We start from the raw sequence: 15,397 nt of genomic DNA, 5'->3' as shown, positions 1-15,397 counted from the left end.
GTGCGGTGACAACAGGAGTCACCAGGTCGCAGCGATTCGTCCTGGCGCTGGTATGCGCGGTGGCGGTGTCCACGATCTACGCGATCCAGCCGGTGCTGGAGGTGGCCGGCACCGACCTGGGATCGGCGCGCGAGTCACTCGGCGGGCTGGTCGCCGCCGGGCAACTCGGCTACTTCGCCGGTCTGGTCCTACTGGTCCCGCTCGGCGACGTCATGGACCGTCGCCGGCTCATCACCGTGCATCTGGTCCTCACCGCGGGCGGGGCCGCGGTAGCGGCCGCCGCCCCGAACAGCACCGTCGCGGTGGTGGGGCTGGCAGCCGCGGGCTTGTTCGCGGTCGTGGTTCAGGTGACCGTCGCCTACGTCGCCGCCGCATCCGCGCCGGGCGAGCGGGGCCGCAATATCGGCGCGGTCACCTCCGGAGTGGTGATCGGCATCCTCGGCGTCCGCGTCCTCGCCGGAGCGCTCGGCGACACGGTCGGGTGGCGTGCCGTCTACGCGCTGCTCGCCGTGCTGTGCGTGGCCCTGGCCGGCGCCGTCCGCGTCACACTCGCCCCGGACCGCAGGACTCCCGGTACGCGGTACGGGCAGGTGCTGACATCCATGGGGCGCCTCGTCCGCACGGATCGCCTGTTCCTGACCCGGGGCCTGATCACCTTCTTCCTCTTCGCGTCCTTCGGAACTCTCTGGAGCGGCCTCGCCCTCCCTCTCGGCGCCGAGCCCTGGAACTTCGGCACCACACAGATCGGCCTGTTCGGCGCGGCCGGGCTGGCCGGAGCGCTCGGCGCCGCCCGCGCGGGACGATGGGCGGACTCCGGTCACGCACAGGCCATCACCGGATTCTCGCTGGTTCTGCTCAGCGCATCCTGGCTGCTCATCGACCGAACCGAAACGACCCTGTGGCCGCTCATCGCCGGCATCGTCCTGCTCGACTTCGCCGTCCAAGCCGTACACGTCAGCAGCCAGCACCTGCTGACCGCGGCCCACCCGGACCGCACCAGCAGCGTCATCGGCGCCTACATGGCCTTCTATTCGCTGGGATCCGCGCTGGGCGCGCTCACGACCACCTGGACATACAGCACCTGGGGATGGGCGGGTTGCTGCCGGATCGGCGCGGCGTACGCGCTCTCCGCGCTGGCGCTGTGGGGGCTGACCCAGGTCACGGGCATCACGCGGCATCGCGCCGGCAGTCCTCCGCCGACGACCGCAGCGTCGCGACACGACTCGCTCGCACTGCCGGCCCGCAGCCGGTATCGGCGCGGCCTCGGGCGGCGGTCCGGACCCCCTGTCGGCGCTGCCCGTTGCGACCTCCCGTTCGATACGAGTAACGGTGTGACCGAGAGTCCCGATATCGCAGTGCGACAACGCGATTACTGATTACTCATAGAAGAGTTGGGGAGCAGGCGTGAAGAAGTTTCAGGTGGCCCGGGTGAGTCTCTGCGCGGCGGCGGTTGCGGTGATAGCGGCGTCGACGACATCGGCGGCGGCAGCCGACGACCCTTTCCTGATCGTGTCGGGGACTGTGCACTGCGTCGACAACACGTACACGCTCACAGTCCCGGCGAAGAAGATCCAATCGGGCACTTCGTCCTACTACTTCCTGGACGGCGCGAGTCCGACAGAGGCCACCCGGATAGGCAGTGAACAGCCGCTGCAGCCGGGCCAGGACGCCACCGCCGACTGGACTCCGACGACCAGCGGCACGCACAGGCTCTGGATGCGCGGCAACCAGAGCGGCGGCGCCGCCATTGTCATCGGCCCGCAAGCGGTCGAGGTGGTGGATACGGCTCCGGCCGGCGCCGACTGCGCCGCCGACAGCACCGGTGGCGCCGGAAACGGCAGTCCGATCGGCAGCATCTCGGCCGGCTGATACCAGCCGAACAGTATGTCGAAGGTTTCGTTCGGCCGCCCCGCCGACGGCGAACTCGGTTTCGGATGGCACGGAGCCACGGCGTCCAACGCCCAACAGGCCGTGCGATGCCGTGCAGGTCACATCCGGCGGGTGGAATAGGGCGCGGACCTCGTCGGTTGAATCGACTGTCGACGTCCGGACAGCCCCGGGCCTCACCCCATCAGTCGCTACGAGCGACCACCCGCCGAGAGGCGCTTGTGGGACGTCGACTTTCCGGCTCCCGACGCCGGAAGACTCGACGCCGCCAGGTACCACCTGGCGGCGTCTCCTTTTTCCGGCGCTACGCGGCCGTGCCGTCGTGTTCGCCGAGCTTCGGCGGCGGCCGGTAAGCGGGGGTCCAGCCCACCACCCGGACCGGGGAGCCGACGAGCCGGTGCTCGCCGGCGCGGACGACCATCTCGGGGGTCGCGTCGAGGGCCTGCGACAGGGTGCGCACCGCCGCCGCCGGAACACCGAGGGGCCGCAAGCGCGCCTCCCAGGACTGCGCGGTATCGGTGGCAAGGGCGGCCGTCACCAGACCCAGGACGGCCTCGCGACTGCTCACCCGCTCGGCCATCGTCTCGAATCCGGCCAGTCCCGCCTCACCCGCGAAGAGCTTCCAGAAGCCGTCGTGGGTGATGAACAGGGCCAGATATCCCTGAGCCGTCGGAAATAGTTGTGCAGGAACGTAATACGAGTGCGCGCCGTGGGGCCGGCGCTGCGGTTCGACACCGTTGTCGAGATACGCGGCCGCGTGATAATTCAGCTGGGACAGCATCACGTCACGCAGCGAGACGTCGATCTGACCACCCTTCCCGGACACGATCTGGGCGAGCAGACCCAGCGCGGCGGTGAGGCCGGTGGAATTGTCGGCGGACGAATAGCCGGGCAACGTGGGCGGTCCGGCCGGGTCGCCGGTAAGGGCGGCGACTCCGGTGGATGCCTGCACCACGTAGTCGAACGCCGGGTCGTCGCCGTTGTCGAGCCCGAAGCCGGTGAGGGCGACGCAGACGAGACGGTCGTTGTGCCGGCGCAACGCCTCGTAGGTGAGTCCGAGCTTGCGGATGACCGACGGCTTCAGATTCACCAGCAGCGCATGCGAATCCGCGGCCAGCTCGCCGAGCCTGCGCTGTCCCGTGTCGGAGGTCAGGTCCAGGCAGACGCTGCGTTTACCGCGGTTGAGACTGGCGAAATAGTAATCGCCGACCTTGCGCGAGATATCCCCGCCGGGCGGTTCCAGTTTCACGACCTCGGCGCCGAGGTCGGCGAGCATCATGGTGGCATAGGGACCGGCCAGCATGGTGCCGACCTCCAACACCCGGATACCGGCCAACGGCCCCGCATTCACGGCAGCTCCTGCGTGGCGGGCTCATACGGCCCGCGGAGGCCGGAGCGAAGCCGGAGGTATCGCATCATGGCAGCTCCTTCGGGGCGGGTTCATGCGGCCCGCGGAGACCGGAGCGAAGCCGGAGGTATCGCATCATGGCAGCTCCTTCGAAGCGGGCTCATACGGTCCGCGGAGACCGGAGCGAAGCCGGAGGTATCGCATCATCGCAGGTCCTTCGCGATCTCCGCGATCATCTCGCGGGTCCGGCGCTTGGAGGCGACCAGTTCGTCACGATTGTCGCCGATCGGCAGCAGACGCACCGACAGGTCGGTCGCCCCGGCCTCGGCGTATCGGCGCAGACCGGCGGCGATCGCCTCCTCGTCACCGGCGATGCAGATATCCCCGATATCGCGGGCCTCGCCCTTTTCCAGCAGCCGCTGATAGTTGGGCGAGACCTCGGCCTCGCCGAGGATCCGGTTGGCCCGCTCCCGGGCGGTGTCGATGTCGGCGGCGGCGCACAGGCAGATGGGCAGACCCGCCACGATGCGCGGCGCGGCGCGCCCGGCGTCGGCGGCGGCCTTGGTGATCCGGGGGACCACATGGTCGGCGATGGCGCGTTCGTCGGCCATCCACAGGATCGTGCCGTCGGTGTGTTCACCCGCGATCCGCAGCATGACCGGTCCCAAGGCCGCGATCAGCACCGGCAAGGGCGCCACCGGGCCGACATCGAGCGGGTTGTGCACCGTGAAGCTCCCGTTCGACACCTGGATCGTGCCGGGACCGTTCAACGCGGGCCCGAGCACCTCGAGGTAGTCGCGGCTGTACGCGGCGGGCTTCTCGTACGGCAGCCCGAGCATGTCTTCCACGATCCAGTGATGCGACGGCCCGACCCCCAGCGCGAGCCGTCCCCCGGCCACCGCGTGCGCCGACAGGGCCTGCCGGGCCAGTGCGATCGGATGCTGTGCCTGCAACGGGACCACCGCGGTTCCGAGTTCGATCCGTTCGGTCACCGATCCCAGCAGCGCGACAGTGACCAGCGCGTCGAAATCCGTGGGGATCTGCGGAATCCAGGCAGTGTCCATCCCGGCCGCCTCGGCCCATTTGATGTCGTCGACCATCCGGGCGGCCTTGCGCGCGGTATCGCCACGCTCGGGCCCGATCATCACACCGATCCGCACGATTCCTCCACTCTCATGTTTCGGGTGGAGCCGCCGCCCACCGTCCTGGCGGCGGCTCCCGGCCCGGACGCCGGGCGTCCGGGAGTCAGGACGGCGCCGATGTTCCGGTGAGCGCCCGCATCTCGGTGACCAGCACGTCGAGCGCGGTGCCGGTCGGGAAGACCGCGGCCGCGCCGACGGCCCGCAGTTTCTCGATATCGCCTTGCGGGATGGTGCCGCCGACCACGACCGCGATATCGGCCGCGTCGGCTTCGCGCAGCGCGTCGACGACCCGTTTCGTCAGGGCGACATGGGCGCCGGACAGAATGCTCAGCCCGACCACCGCGACGTCTTCCTGGACGGCGATGGACACGATGTCCTCGATCCGCTGCCGGATACCGGTGTAGACGACTTCGAACCCGGCGTCGCGCAGGGTGCGGGCGACGATCTTCGCGCCACGATCGTGGCCGTCGAGGCCCGGTTTGGCGACCAGTACGCGCGCGGTCATCAGAACACCACCGGCTGCTGGAATTCGCCCCAGACCGCTTTGAGGGCGGCGGTCATCTCGCCCACCGTGCAGTAGGCGTTCGCGCAGTCGATCAAGCGATGCATGAGGTTGTCGTCTCCTTCGGCGCCGCGCGACAGCGCGGCCAAGGTGTCGCGCACGTCCGCGGAGTCCCGTTCCGCCTTCACCTTGGCCAGGCGTTTCAACTGGGTCTCGCGACCTTCGGAATCCATTTCGTAGGTGGCGATCTCGGGGGCGGGTTCGTCGGAGACGAACCGGTTCACGCCGACCACCGGTTTGACGCCGGATTCGATGTCCTGGTGCAGGGTGTACGCCTCGTCGGCGATCAGCCCCTGCAGGTATCCGTCCTCGATCGCCCGGACCATGCCGCCCCGGTTCTCCAGGTCGGCCATGATCTCCTTGATGGCCTCTTCGGTCTTGTCCGTGAGGGCTTCCACGAAATAGGAGCCGCCCAGCGGATCGGCCACCCGGGTGACGCCGGTCTCGTAGGCCAGGATCTGCTGGGTGCGCAGCGCCATGGTCGCCGATTCCTCACTCGGCAGCGCGAAGGGTTCGTCCCAGGCCGCGGTGAACATCGACTGCACGCCGCCGAGTACCGCGGCCATCGCCTCGTAGGCCACCCGCACCAGGTTGTTCTGCGCCTGCGGGGCGTAGAGCGAGGCGCCGCCGGCCACACAGCCGAAGCGGAACATCGAGGCTTTGTCGGTGGTCGCGCCGTAACGTTCGCGCACGATGGTCGCCCAGCGCCGCCGCCCGGCCCGGTATTTGGCGATCTCCTCGAAGAAATCTCCGTGGGTGTAGAAGAAGAACGAGATCTGCGGTGCGAACTGCTCGATACTCATCCGGCCGCGTTCGACGACCGTATCGCAGTAGGTGACCCCGTCGGCGAGAGTGAACGCCATCTCCTGGACTGCGGTCGCGCCGGCGTCGCGGAAATGCGCCCCGGCCACCGAGATGGCGTTGAAGCGCGGAACTTGCGCGGCGCAGAATTCGATGGTGTCGGCGATCAGCCGCAGCGAGGGCTGCGGCGGCCAGATCCAGGTGCCGCGTGAGGCGTATTCCTTGAGGATGTCGTTCTGGATGGTGCCGGTGAGCTTCTCCCGGGGCACGCCCTTCTTCTCCGCCGCCGCGACGTAGAAGGCGAGCAGGATCGCCGCCGTCCCGTTGATGGTGAAGCTGGTGCTGATCTTGTCCAGCGGGATTCCGTCGAACAGGATCTCGGCGTCGGCCAGGGTGTCGACCGCGACGCCGACCCGCCCGACTTCCTCCCCTACTTCGGGATCGTCGGAGTCGTATCCGCACTGGGTGGGCAGGTCCAGCGCCACCGACAGGCCGGTGCCGCCCTGTTCCAGTAGGTAGCGGTAGCGCCGGTTGGACTCTTCGGCCGTGCCGAAGCCCGAATACTGCCGGAAGGTCCACAGCCGTCCCCGGTATCCGGTGGCGTAGTTGCCCCGGGTGAACGGAAACGCGCCGGGCGCGGGTGGTTCGGTACGCCGGTCGTCGGGCCCGTAGACCGGATCGAGGGGGATACCCGAGGAGGTATGGACTGCGTCGTTCATCGTTGAATACGATACTTGCATAAAATGAGAATGCCAATACCGCTTCATGCGAACGCATAATCGACCAGGAGTGCCATGCCGACCGAACAGCAGATCTTCACCGACCGGACCCTCGTGGTATCCGGAGCCAGCCGCGGGATCGGACTGGCCGTCGCGCTCGCCGCCGCCCGCCGCGGCGCGAACGTCGTATTGCTGGCCAAGACGGCACAACCGCATCCGAAGCTCCCCGGCACCGTCCACACCGCCGTCGCGGAGATCGAGGCGGCCGGCGGCAAAGCCGCCGCCGTGGTCGGCGACGTCCGGGTGGAGGAGGACGTCCAACGCCTCGTCGATACCGCGATCGAGCGGTTCGGGCATATCGACTACTGCGTGAACAACGCGAGCGCCATCGCCACCGATCCCACCGAGCAGCTGTCGGCGAAGAAATTCGACCTGATGCAGCAGATCAACCTGCGCGGCACCTTCCTGCTGACCCGGGCCTGCCTGCCGCACCTACGGAAGGCGCCGAACCCGCATGTGCTGACCATCGCGCCCCCGCTGAACACCAGCCCCCGCTGGCTCGGCGCACACCCCTCCTACACGCTGTCGAAATACGGGATGACCCTGCTGACCCTCGGGTGGGCCGCCGAATTCGCCGACGCCGGCATCGCCGCGAACTGCCTGTGGCCGCAGACCTACATCGCGACCTCGGCCGTGGCGAACCTGCCGGACGGGACCGCAATGCTGGAATCTTCGCGCAGCCCGCAGATCATGGGGGACGCCGCCGCGGAAATCCTCTCGCGCGAGGCGAAGTACCACACCGGGACGTGCTATATCGACGCCCCGACGCTCATCGAATCCGGCCGCACCGATCTCTCGGAATACGGCGGCGGCGCGAACCCGATCCCCGATATGTTCCTGGACTGAGCCGGTGGGCCGCGACCACCGCGGCCGCGGCCCGTACGCGCTCAGGAATCGAGTTCGCCGACCTGCACCAGGGCCTTGCCCACCTTCTCCCCCGTGAACAGGCGGGCGTAGGCGTCGAGGGTGTGCTCCAGTCCGGAGGTCACCTCGAAGGCCATGCGGACCTTGCCCTCGTCGTACCAGGGCAGCATCCGGCGATTCAGGTCCGGGCCGCGGTGATAGAAGTCCGGCGAGAAGAAGCCGCGCATGGTCAGCCGCTTCATCAGGATCTGGTCGAAACGTCCCGGTCCGGGCCCGGACTCGTCGCGGTCGTAGTGGGTCAGCAGCCCGCAGACCGCGACCCGGCCGAACAGCGCCATTTCGCCCAGCACTTCGTCGAGGACCGCGCCGCCCACATTGTCGAAGTAGACGTCGACCCCCTGCGGACAAGCCTCACGCAACGCGGCGCCGAGCTCACCGGCATTACGGTCTATCGCGGCGTCGAACCCGAGTTCGTCGGTGAGCCAGGCGCATTTCTCCGGCGAACCGGTGATCCCGACGACCCGGCACCCGTGCGCCGCCGCGATCTGCCCCGCCAGCGCACCGGTCACCCCCGACGCCGCCGAGACGACGAACGTCTCCCCCGGGCGCGCCTCCCCGTATTCCAGGACACCCAGGTAGGCGGTCCAACCGTTGGCTCCGAAAACACCCAGGTGCTGGCGCGGGTCGTCGAGCGCACGGCTCACCCGTTCCACGTACACCTCGTCCGGCCGGGAGATCGAGAAATCCGCCCACTGACCGTAGGCCCGCACCAGATCGCCGGCCCGATAGTCGGGATGCCGGGAGGCCACCACCGAACCCAGCACCGTGCTGATGACCGGCGAACCCAACGGCGTCGGGGGTGAATAGGAATCCTCCCGCGGCCCCATCCACATCCGGGTTCCCGCGTCGAGCGAGAAGTAGATATTGCGGATCAGCACATCGCCGGCGGCGAGATCCGGTGTCTCGCCGTCGCGCAATTCGACCGCGTTCGCGTACTCGTTGCCGGCCGGCCGCCGGACCAGGACCCATTGCCGATTCTTCTCACCCATCACAACACCCTCGATCCGCGGCACCGGCGCCGCGAAAAGGAGACTATCCGGTACGCGGATCACCGGCATCCGGAGTGGGAGCGCTCGCCCGGCAATCCGGCCGCCGCGCCGACGCCACCCGACCCGAAGTGGCCAGCAAGATCATCCGGCTACGCCGGAAACAGCACTTCGGGCCGGCGGCGCGAGGTCTCCCAGCACCGCGGACGTGCGCGGGAGCCGATCAGAGCTTGCCGCCTCCGCCGATCAGCCAAGGATTGAAGGCGCACTGCAGCGGCTGAGCGGGATCCAGGGTGTTCAGGATTATCGACAGCACCCGCGGGGAGTACAACATCGTCAGGTGATCGGACAGGTCCTGCTCGCATCCGTCCTGGATCGTGACATTGCGGACCGTCGCCCCCGGCCCGGGTGTCAGGAAGGTCGAATCGTACGGGGTGGTGATCTCGTCGTAGCGGCTGCCGACGACCGTGTAGTCGACTCCCGGCACCGTGTCGCCACCGGCGTTGAGGTTGTTCACGAAGTTCGAGCCGACGGTCTGCTGGATGCCGGAGTGGCCCACGAAGATCTCGACCAGACCGAGCACGTCGATGCCGAAATTGTTGATCGCGCGCCCCAGCGCACCGATGCCGACCAGTGTGGTGCCGTGATTCGTGGCGCCGAAGGTCATCAGGTGGCGCACCTTCGGCGCGCCGCCCTCGAATTTCAGGTACTGCCGCGATACCGGGCCGCCCTGGGAGTGGGCGACGATGTTCACCTTCTGCGCGCCCGTAGCCGCCAGCACCCGGTCCACGAAGACCGCGATCTGCTTCGCCGAATCCTCGATGTATCCGGTGCCGTTGGCACCGGGCAGGACCGAACCGAGCCCACCGCCTTGGACGAGGTTGGACCTGCCGTAATTGAAGGTGAAGACGCAATGACCGGCGTCGTGGATGGGCTGGGAGACGAACGCGAAGTTGTCGTAGGCGTTCTCCCACGTGCCGTGGATCAGCACGACCGGCTCAGGATGTTCGGCGCTCGGTGTGCAGTGCCAGTCGTTGGCGCCCGGCGGGGCCACATCGGGATTCAGCAGACTGTGGCCGAACGCCGCGAGGAACGCAGTGGACGGCGGGCCGAACCCCACAGTGTCCGAGGAGTACCCGCCCGACAGACCCGAGCTGGACCCGGAGCCCCCGTAGCAGTCGCCGGAGCCGTTGCCCGAGCCCGCGCCACTGCCCGAGTTGCACGCGGAACCGGAACCCGCGCTACCGGTTTCGGCTATCGGCCGCGCCGCCGGATCTTTCAGCCCGTCGGCGATTACATCCGCCAGCTGCTGCTCGGTCGGAGCCGGAACGGGCTCGGCGTTGACTCCGGCACCGGGCAGCCCGACTACGAGAATCGCCGCACCGGCCACGACGGCGGCGCGCAGGGTCCCGCGGAGGGTAGTTCGCTTCATCAGTCACCTTTCCGAACAGGTGTGTCCCGGTCCGCCGGGCAATTGGGTGAATACGTCCCCACACCTGAAAACACCGATGACGCTAGAGCCGGTCACCCACCAATTCGGCGGGCCGCGGAATAGTTCGTGGAGGTCACTACGCGAGGTTTCCGCCACTCGGGATCCCCCACAGAAAGAGCCCGAAAGGGATCGTGCGTCGACCGGTTTTCGTGGCCGTACCCGGAAAATCGGAGCCGACCGCCGCCGGAACAGCCGAGGAATTCCGTCGACCCGCCGCGGGTAATCGAACCGATTCCGGGCGGACGCGGACCCCCCGAATGAGAGAGTGTGTGTGAATCGCGGTAACTGGTTCTATCTCGCCGAGGAGGTAGTGGATGGACGATCCGATCCCGTCGGGCCGCCTGGCGCGGGCCGGCATGCTGGGACGTCTGACAGCCGGGCAGACGGCACGTGGGGTGGGGACCCGGCTGGCGATGATCGGACAACCCGAACAGGCCCGCCGTGTACTCGCCGAGCGGTCGACGCTCCAGGCCGCACAGCAACTCGTCGCGGTCCTCGGCAGCATGAAAGGCGCGGCGATGAAGCTGGGGCAGATGCTGTCGGTGCTCGACACCGATCTCGTCCCGGAATCGCATCGAGAGCTGTTCCGGGCGAAACTGGCCGAACTGCGCGACCGGGCGCCGGTCGTGCCGTTCGCGGCGATGCGGGCGGTGCTCGAGCACGACCTCGGACCGATGGCACGGGTCTTCAACGACTTCGACGAGACACCGGTCGCGGCGGCCTCGATCGGTCAGGTGTATCGAGCGGTGTTGCGGGACGGACGCGCGGTCGCGGTCAAAGTGCAGTATCCCGGTGTCGCCGAGGCCGTCGACGCGGATATTCGCAATCTGCGCTTCTTCAGCAAACTCTGGAAATCGGCACTGCCGAGCGCGGCGGACGCCGCGGTACTCGACGAGATATCCGAGAACCTGACGCGCGAACTGGACTATCTGCGCGAAGCCCGTTCGCAGCACAGCGTCGCCGTGCGATACCGCGGACACCCGCTGATCACGGTCCCCGACGCCGTGGCAGCGCACTGCACACCGCACGTTCTGGTCACCGGATACGTCGAGGGGCATTCCTTCGAGCACATCCGGACGCTGCCCCAGGACGAGCGCGACCGGGTCGGGGAACTGATCTGCCGCTTCTACGTCAACTCGTTGTTCACCGACTACGAGTTCTGCGGCGACCCACACCCCGGCAATATCCTGCTCGCGGCCGACGGCAGAGTGGGTTTCGTCGACTTCGGGCTCTATCACCGGATGGACCCCGCTGACGCCGACTTCGAACGCCGGTGTCTGCGCGCCGCCGGCGAGCACCGAGCACAAGATCTCCACAACAATTGGACCGGGCGCGGGATCATCGATCCGGGCGCGGGCGTGAGCGCCCAGGAGTGCCTCGAATACGTGTGGGCCGCGGCAGGCTGGCACCTACTGGACGAAAACGTCACGATCACTCCCGAACTCGCCACCGGCGCACTGGTGCTGGCCGCAGATCCGCGAGCAACCCGGTTCCGGGGCATGCGCCGCCAGCTGCTGCCCGCCGAGCACGTGTTCTCCCGGCGGGCCGACCTGTTCACCTTCGCCGCGCTGGGACAGTTGGAGGCCGGCAACAACTGGCACCGCATCGCCCGCGAATGGCTCTACGACGAGCCGCCGACCACCGATATCGGGCGCGCGGAGGCGCACTGGCGGGCGAACAGCCGCGATCTCGGGCGGGCCGCCGGCAGCGGAACAGGATGAAGTGACCGGGAAGTGCCGCGGTCCGAACCGATATCATGAGCGCCGCGCGGGTGGCGACCAGCAGGCAGGAGTATCCGATGCCGTCGAAAGCGGTCGGCCATCGCCGGCGCCCGACTCAAGAGCGCGCCAAGGCCACCCGAGAACACATCCTCGACACGGCGGCACGATTGTTCGGCCAACGCGGCATCGCCGACACCTCCACCAACCGGATCGCCGCCGAAGCGGGCTTGAGTATCGGCACTGTCTACCGCTACTTCTCGGATCGTTCGGTCATGGTCGAGGAACTGCTACGACGACTGTTGGAGAACATCGAGCGTCGCATCACCCAGCAGGTCTCCGGGCTCCGGCAGAAGGACACCGAACGACTGTTCGCCGACATCCTGCACACCATCAGCGAGGAACTCGTCGAGAACGCCGACCTCGTCCGCGCGCTGGTCGGCGGCGTCCAGTTCTACAGCAGCGGCCTTCCCGAATTCGAGCCGCGCCTGCGCCTGCTCGTGAAGGTGGCGCTGATCCAGATCCTCGGTCCGGGCGACGATCACCGATACGACGTTATGACCTTCGTCATCATCAACACCGGATTCGCCGCGGTACTGCGGGCGTCCGCGGTCGGGGTCGGCAGCGACGACCGCCGCGAGGCGATCGACACGACCGCGCGCATGCTCGGCTGCTGGATCGACGCCGAAGCAAAGAGTCCCTAGCCATTCGGGCCCTCCCGCCACGCCGGGTCTCGGTACCTCGAACCCGTCCGGCCACCGCTGAACTGCGGACTGTCATCCGGCAGCGACCAGCCAGGCCACCGCACGGGCCCAGATCGGGCCGGTAAACCGTCGCAGGATCGAACCGCCGAGGTACTCGGCGGCGTTCTCCCGCGACCCGAGGCTTGGGAGACGGCACCGTCCACGGCGTGGTCCCGAAAGTGAGCGGTTGCAGGCTATTCCCGCACCCGGAACGGGATCGCCCTCTTCTTCATCGCAAAGGTCCAGTTCACAGCTAGTTATTTCCCTCGGACCACGGCATGTCAGGAACGAGTAGAAGGTGAGTTGATTTCATGTTTACGCTTGGCTTCTTCCGTGCGGTTCGCCATCGAGGCAGTGGCTTTCGAGGAAATCCACGGCCGGGAATCCGGCGTAGCGGCCGGGATGTCGGTCGGTGCGCCCACCAGCGCACGGCAGGCGAGGACCGAGGAAAGGAGTTCTCATGATCGTCGCCCTCACCCCCGGTGCCGACACACGAGACGGTGTCGAACCGGCCACTGTGACGCCGAGTAAGGCAATAGCGACTCGATTGGCTCGACTGGTCATGGAGCAAACGCGTCCCCCGGCCATTTCGGGCGCGGCCACCACCACGGTGGAGACCCGCGCCCGCCGGTGCGTAGAGTCGGCGGCGAAACTACTGCTCGACTCCGGCAACGCCGCGGCACTGGCACAGCTGACCGATGCCGCCGAGGTTTCGGCGCAGGAGGGTCTGCCTCTGGCCGCGATCCTGAACCGGGTCAACGAAATTCTGCGCGGCTGTGTCCATCGGCTCGCCGCGAACAGCGAGGACTACCGCAGCGTTCTGGTGGGCACGCGCTGCATCGTGGACATGCTCGACTCGGTCAGCGTCGCGCTGGCCCGTGCGACTGTGCGTGAGGTCAAGGCCACCGCCGGCGAGAGTCACACCGCCGTCCACCGGCTGACCTCCGCACTGCTGGCGGGACACCTCCATCACCCGCGGGTGATCGAGGCCGGAATCGGTCGGCACGACTCCTACGTGGTGCTGGCGCTGGCGATACCCCCGCATCCGGACGAGAACGATCCTGCCCTCGATGCCGCCGTCATCGCCCGCCGCACGCTGCGCCGAGTCCAGTCCGAGCTGGCGGAACGGCCTGGCCCACAGGCACTCCCCCTGCTCAGCCCGGTCGGCGGGACGCTGCTGCTCCCGGGTGAACCGGTCGACAACACGGAGATCGAAGACCTGGTCGCCGCCCTGTCACGGGCCGCCCGGATACCGGTCACGGCAGTGATGGTCACCACCACTGCCGAACACATACCTTCGTCGGTCGACAGCGCACACACCGTCCTGGACATGGTGCGACGCCTTTCCCGTGCCCCGGCCCTCTACACGTTCGCGGAGTTCGCGCTCGAATATCAGCTGACCCGGCCGGGTCCCGGAGGGCGAGCCCTGGAGACCCTGCTGGATCCGCTCGACGCGCACCCCGAGCTACTGGACACGCTGCGACAGCACATCGGCAACAACCTCGCCCGTAAAGTCACCGCACGTGAGATGAGCATCCATCCCAACACGGTCGACTATCGTCTCCGCCGCGTGGAACAGCTCACCGGCCTCGATCCGGCCCAGCTGTCCGGTAGCTGGCAGGTGCAATCGGCGCTCATCGCACGCTCGCTCCGGTCCGGCCGCAACCCGGCCGTACGCGGCGTCGCGTCGCCGCGTAGCGGCCGGCGGCGAGTAGGCCGGTGACCACGCGAACGGGTGGACCGCGCGAACCGTCCCGGCGAATACGCGCGATCCACCCGCTCTTCTGAAGGCGACCTCCCCTGGTCGCCTCAGCCGGTGAATGCCGGCATGCTCTCCCAACCGCGAACGGTGGAGGTCGGCGAAAGTCTGGCGTTCGACAGGTCGGCCTCCCAGTCCGGGAAGCGTTTCAAGATCTCCTCCAACGCGATCCGGCCCTCCAGCCGCGCCAGCGCCGACCCCATGCAGAAATGGGTGCCCACACTGAAGGCCAGATGCGGTTTGGCCTCCCGGTGGACATCGAAGACATCCCCGTCCGGAGCGAACTGCCGGTGGTCGCGGTTGGCGGCGCCGATCAGCATCATCATCGCGCTGCCCGCGGGCACGGTCTGCCCGTAGTACTCGATATCCCGGGTCACATACCGGGCGACATGCGGCGCCGGCGGTTCGTAGCGCAGCAACTCCTCGATCGCCGCCGGGATGAGCGACGGATTCCGCGCGAGCTCGCGCCGCTGGTCCGGATATTCGGACAGCACCTTGCCCGCCCAGCCGATCAGCCGGGTCGTGGTCTCGTTACCGGCCCCGGAGACGACATTGATATAGGTGAGCAGTTCATCACGGGTGAGATGGCGCACGGCGCCGGTCTCGTCCGCGAACTCGACACCGAGCAGCTCGGAGATGATGTCGTCGGACGGATTCTCGGTCCGCCAGTCGACATACTTCTCGAAGATCTCGCCGCTGACAATGCCGTCCTCCGCGGCCTTCATCGGCTTGCCCTCTTCGGTGCGCATCTGCTCGTTGGCGAAATCGCGGATGGCTTCCTGGTCCTCTTCGGGAATGCCGAGCAGCATCCCGATGGTGCGCATCGGCATCTGCGCGCCCAGGTCGGCGATGAAGTCGATGCGCCCGGTGCCGACCAGCGGATCGAGGCTGCGCCGACAGAACTCGCGGACCTTCTCCTCGAGCGCGGCGATCTTGCGCGGGGTGAACATCCGGGCCAGCAGTTTCCGGTGCACGGTGTGGATCGGCGGATCCTCGAAGATGAGCACGCCCGGCGGGATCTCGATATTCGCCTTGATGAGCTCGATGATCGCGCCGCGGGCCGAACTGAAGGTGTCCTTGTCGATCAGCGCGGCGTTGACATCGGCGAAGCGGCTGATCGCGTAGAAATCGTGGGTTTCGTTGTAGTAGAGCGGTCTTTCCGCACGAAGTCGCCCGAACATGGGGTACGGGTCGGCGTTGAGCTCGACATCGTAGGGATCGTAGTAGACGTCGCTGGGCGCAGTGGTGGTCACAGG

General features: G+C 67.7%; 13 protein-coding genes. 6 read left to right on the top strand and 7 right to left on the bottom strand.

Translation table 11 applies throughout. From position 1 onward, the window contains the following. Positions 1–5 precede the first annotated feature (5 nt). Together OG804_RS00570 and OG804_RS00565 are read left to right on the top strand one after the other, a co-directional pair. Positions 6–1,376, top strand: a complete 1,371-nt coding sequence (locus OG804_RS00570; protein ID WP_328392707.1) for an MFS transporter — start codon at positions 6–8, stop codon at positions 1,374–1,376. A gap of 28 nt (positions 1,377–1,404) precedes the next feature. Beyond that, on the top strand, positions 1,405–1,869 hold the full coding sequence (locus tag OG804_RS00565) for a hypothetical protein (protein WP_328392705.1): 465 nt from the start codon (positions 1,405–1,407) through the stop codon (positions 1,867–1,869). 322 nt (positions 1,870–2,191) lie between these two features. Here the strand turns inward: OG804_RS00565 and OG804_RS00560 are convergent, their stop codons facing one another. From OG804_RS00560 to OG804_RS00545, 4 genes are all read right to left on the bottom strand, one after another. Then, on the bottom strand, positions 2,192–3,238 hold the full coding sequence (locus OG804_RS00560; RefSeq protein ID WP_328392703.1) for a CaiB/BaiF CoA transferase family protein: 1,047 nt from the start codon (positions 3,236–3,238) through the stop codon (positions 2,192–2,194). 200 nt (positions 3,239–3,438) lie between these two features. Further along, the gene (locus tag OG804_RS00555) at positions 3,439–4,395 is read right to left on the bottom strand and encodes a TIGR03564 family F420-dependent LLM class oxidoreductase (protein ID WP_328392701.1); all 957 of its coding nucleotides are present in this window, start codon (positions 4,393–4,395) and stop codon (positions 3,439–3,441) included. A gap of 85 nt (positions 4,396–4,480) precedes the next feature. Further along, on the bottom strand, positions 4,481–4,882 hold the full coding sequence (locus OG804_RS00550; protein WP_328392699.1) for a cobalamin B12-binding domain-containing protein: 402 nt from the start codon (positions 4,880–4,882) through the stop codon (positions 4,481–4,483). Next, on the bottom strand, positions 4,882–6,459 hold the full coding sequence (locus tag OG804_RS00545) for a methylmalonyl-CoA mutase family protein (protein WP_328392697.1): 1,578 nt from the start codon (positions 6,457–6,459) through the stop codon (positions 4,882–4,884). The genes OG804_RS00550 and OG804_RS00545 overlap by 1 nt, the downstream gene beginning before the upstream one ends. A gap of 75 nt (positions 6,460–6,534) precedes the next feature. On the opposite strand from OG804_RS00545, the gene OG804_RS00540 reads away from it, so the two are divergent. Beyond that, positions 6,535–7,365, top strand: a complete 831-nt coding sequence (locus OG804_RS00540; protein ID WP_328392696.1) for an SDR family oxidoreductase — start codon at positions 6,535–6,537, stop codon at positions 7,363–7,365. Between the two features lie 41 nt (positions 7,366–7,406). On the opposite strand, the gene OG804_RS00535 is transcribed toward OG804_RS00540, so the two are convergent. Next, positions 7,407–8,432 carry an NADP-dependent oxidoreductase gene (locus OG804_RS00535; protein WP_328392695.1) on the bottom strand — a complete coding sequence of 342 codons (1,026 nt, stop codon included), beginning with the start codon at positions 8,430–8,432 and terminating at the stop codon, positions 7,407–7,409. A 220-nt stretch (positions 8,433–8,652) separates the two neighbouring features. Further along, positions 8,653–9,861 (bottom strand): esterase/lipase family protein, encoded by a 1,209-nt coding sequence (locus OG804_RS00530; protein WP_328392693.1) that lies wholly within the window; start codon positions 9,859–9,861, stop codon positions 8,653–8,655. A 374-nt stretch (positions 9,862–10,235) separates the two neighbouring features. Between OG804_RS00530 and OG804_RS00525 the strand changes: the two genes are divergently transcribed. From OG804_RS00525 to OG804_RS00515, 3 genes are all read left to right on the top strand, one after another. Then, complete coding sequence (locus tag OG804_RS00525; RefSeq protein ID WP_328392691.1) at positions 10,236–11,642, top strand: ABC1 kinase family protein; 1,407 nt, start codon at positions 10,236–10,238, stop codon at positions 11,640–11,642. A 77-nt stretch (positions 11,643–11,719) separates the two neighbouring features. After that, positions 11,720–12,343 (top strand): TetR/AcrR family transcriptional regulator, encoded by a 624-nt coding sequence (locus OG804_RS00520; protein ID WP_328392689.1) that lies wholly within the window; start codon positions 11,720–11,722, stop codon positions 12,341–12,343. 499 nt (positions 12,344–12,842) lie between these two features. Continuing rightward, positions 12,843–14,105 (top strand): PucR family transcriptional regulator, encoded by a 1,263-nt coding sequence (locus OG804_RS00515; RefSeq protein WP_328392687.1) that lies wholly within the window; start codon positions 12,843–12,845, stop codon positions 14,103–14,105. An 86-nt stretch (positions 14,106–14,191) separates the two neighbouring features. Here OG804_RS00515 and OG804_RS00510 read toward each other — a convergent pair whose 3' ends face one another. Beyond that, positions 14,192–15,394 carry a cytochrome P450 gene (locus OG804_RS00510; protein ID WP_328392685.1) on the bottom strand — a complete coding sequence of 401 codons (1,203 nt, stop codon included), beginning with the start codon at positions 15,392–15,394 and terminating at the stop codon, positions 14,192–14,194. Positions 15,395–15,397: the final 3 nt, after the last annotated feature.

The organism is Nocardia sp. NBC_00416 (genome assembly GCF_036032445.1).
Lineage (GTDB): Bacteria > Actinomycetota > Actinomycetes > Mycobacteriales > Mycobacteriaceae > Nocardia.
The sequence above is the reverse complement of the archived record's forward strand: the minus strand, read 5'-3'. Positions and strand labels throughout refer to the sequence as shown.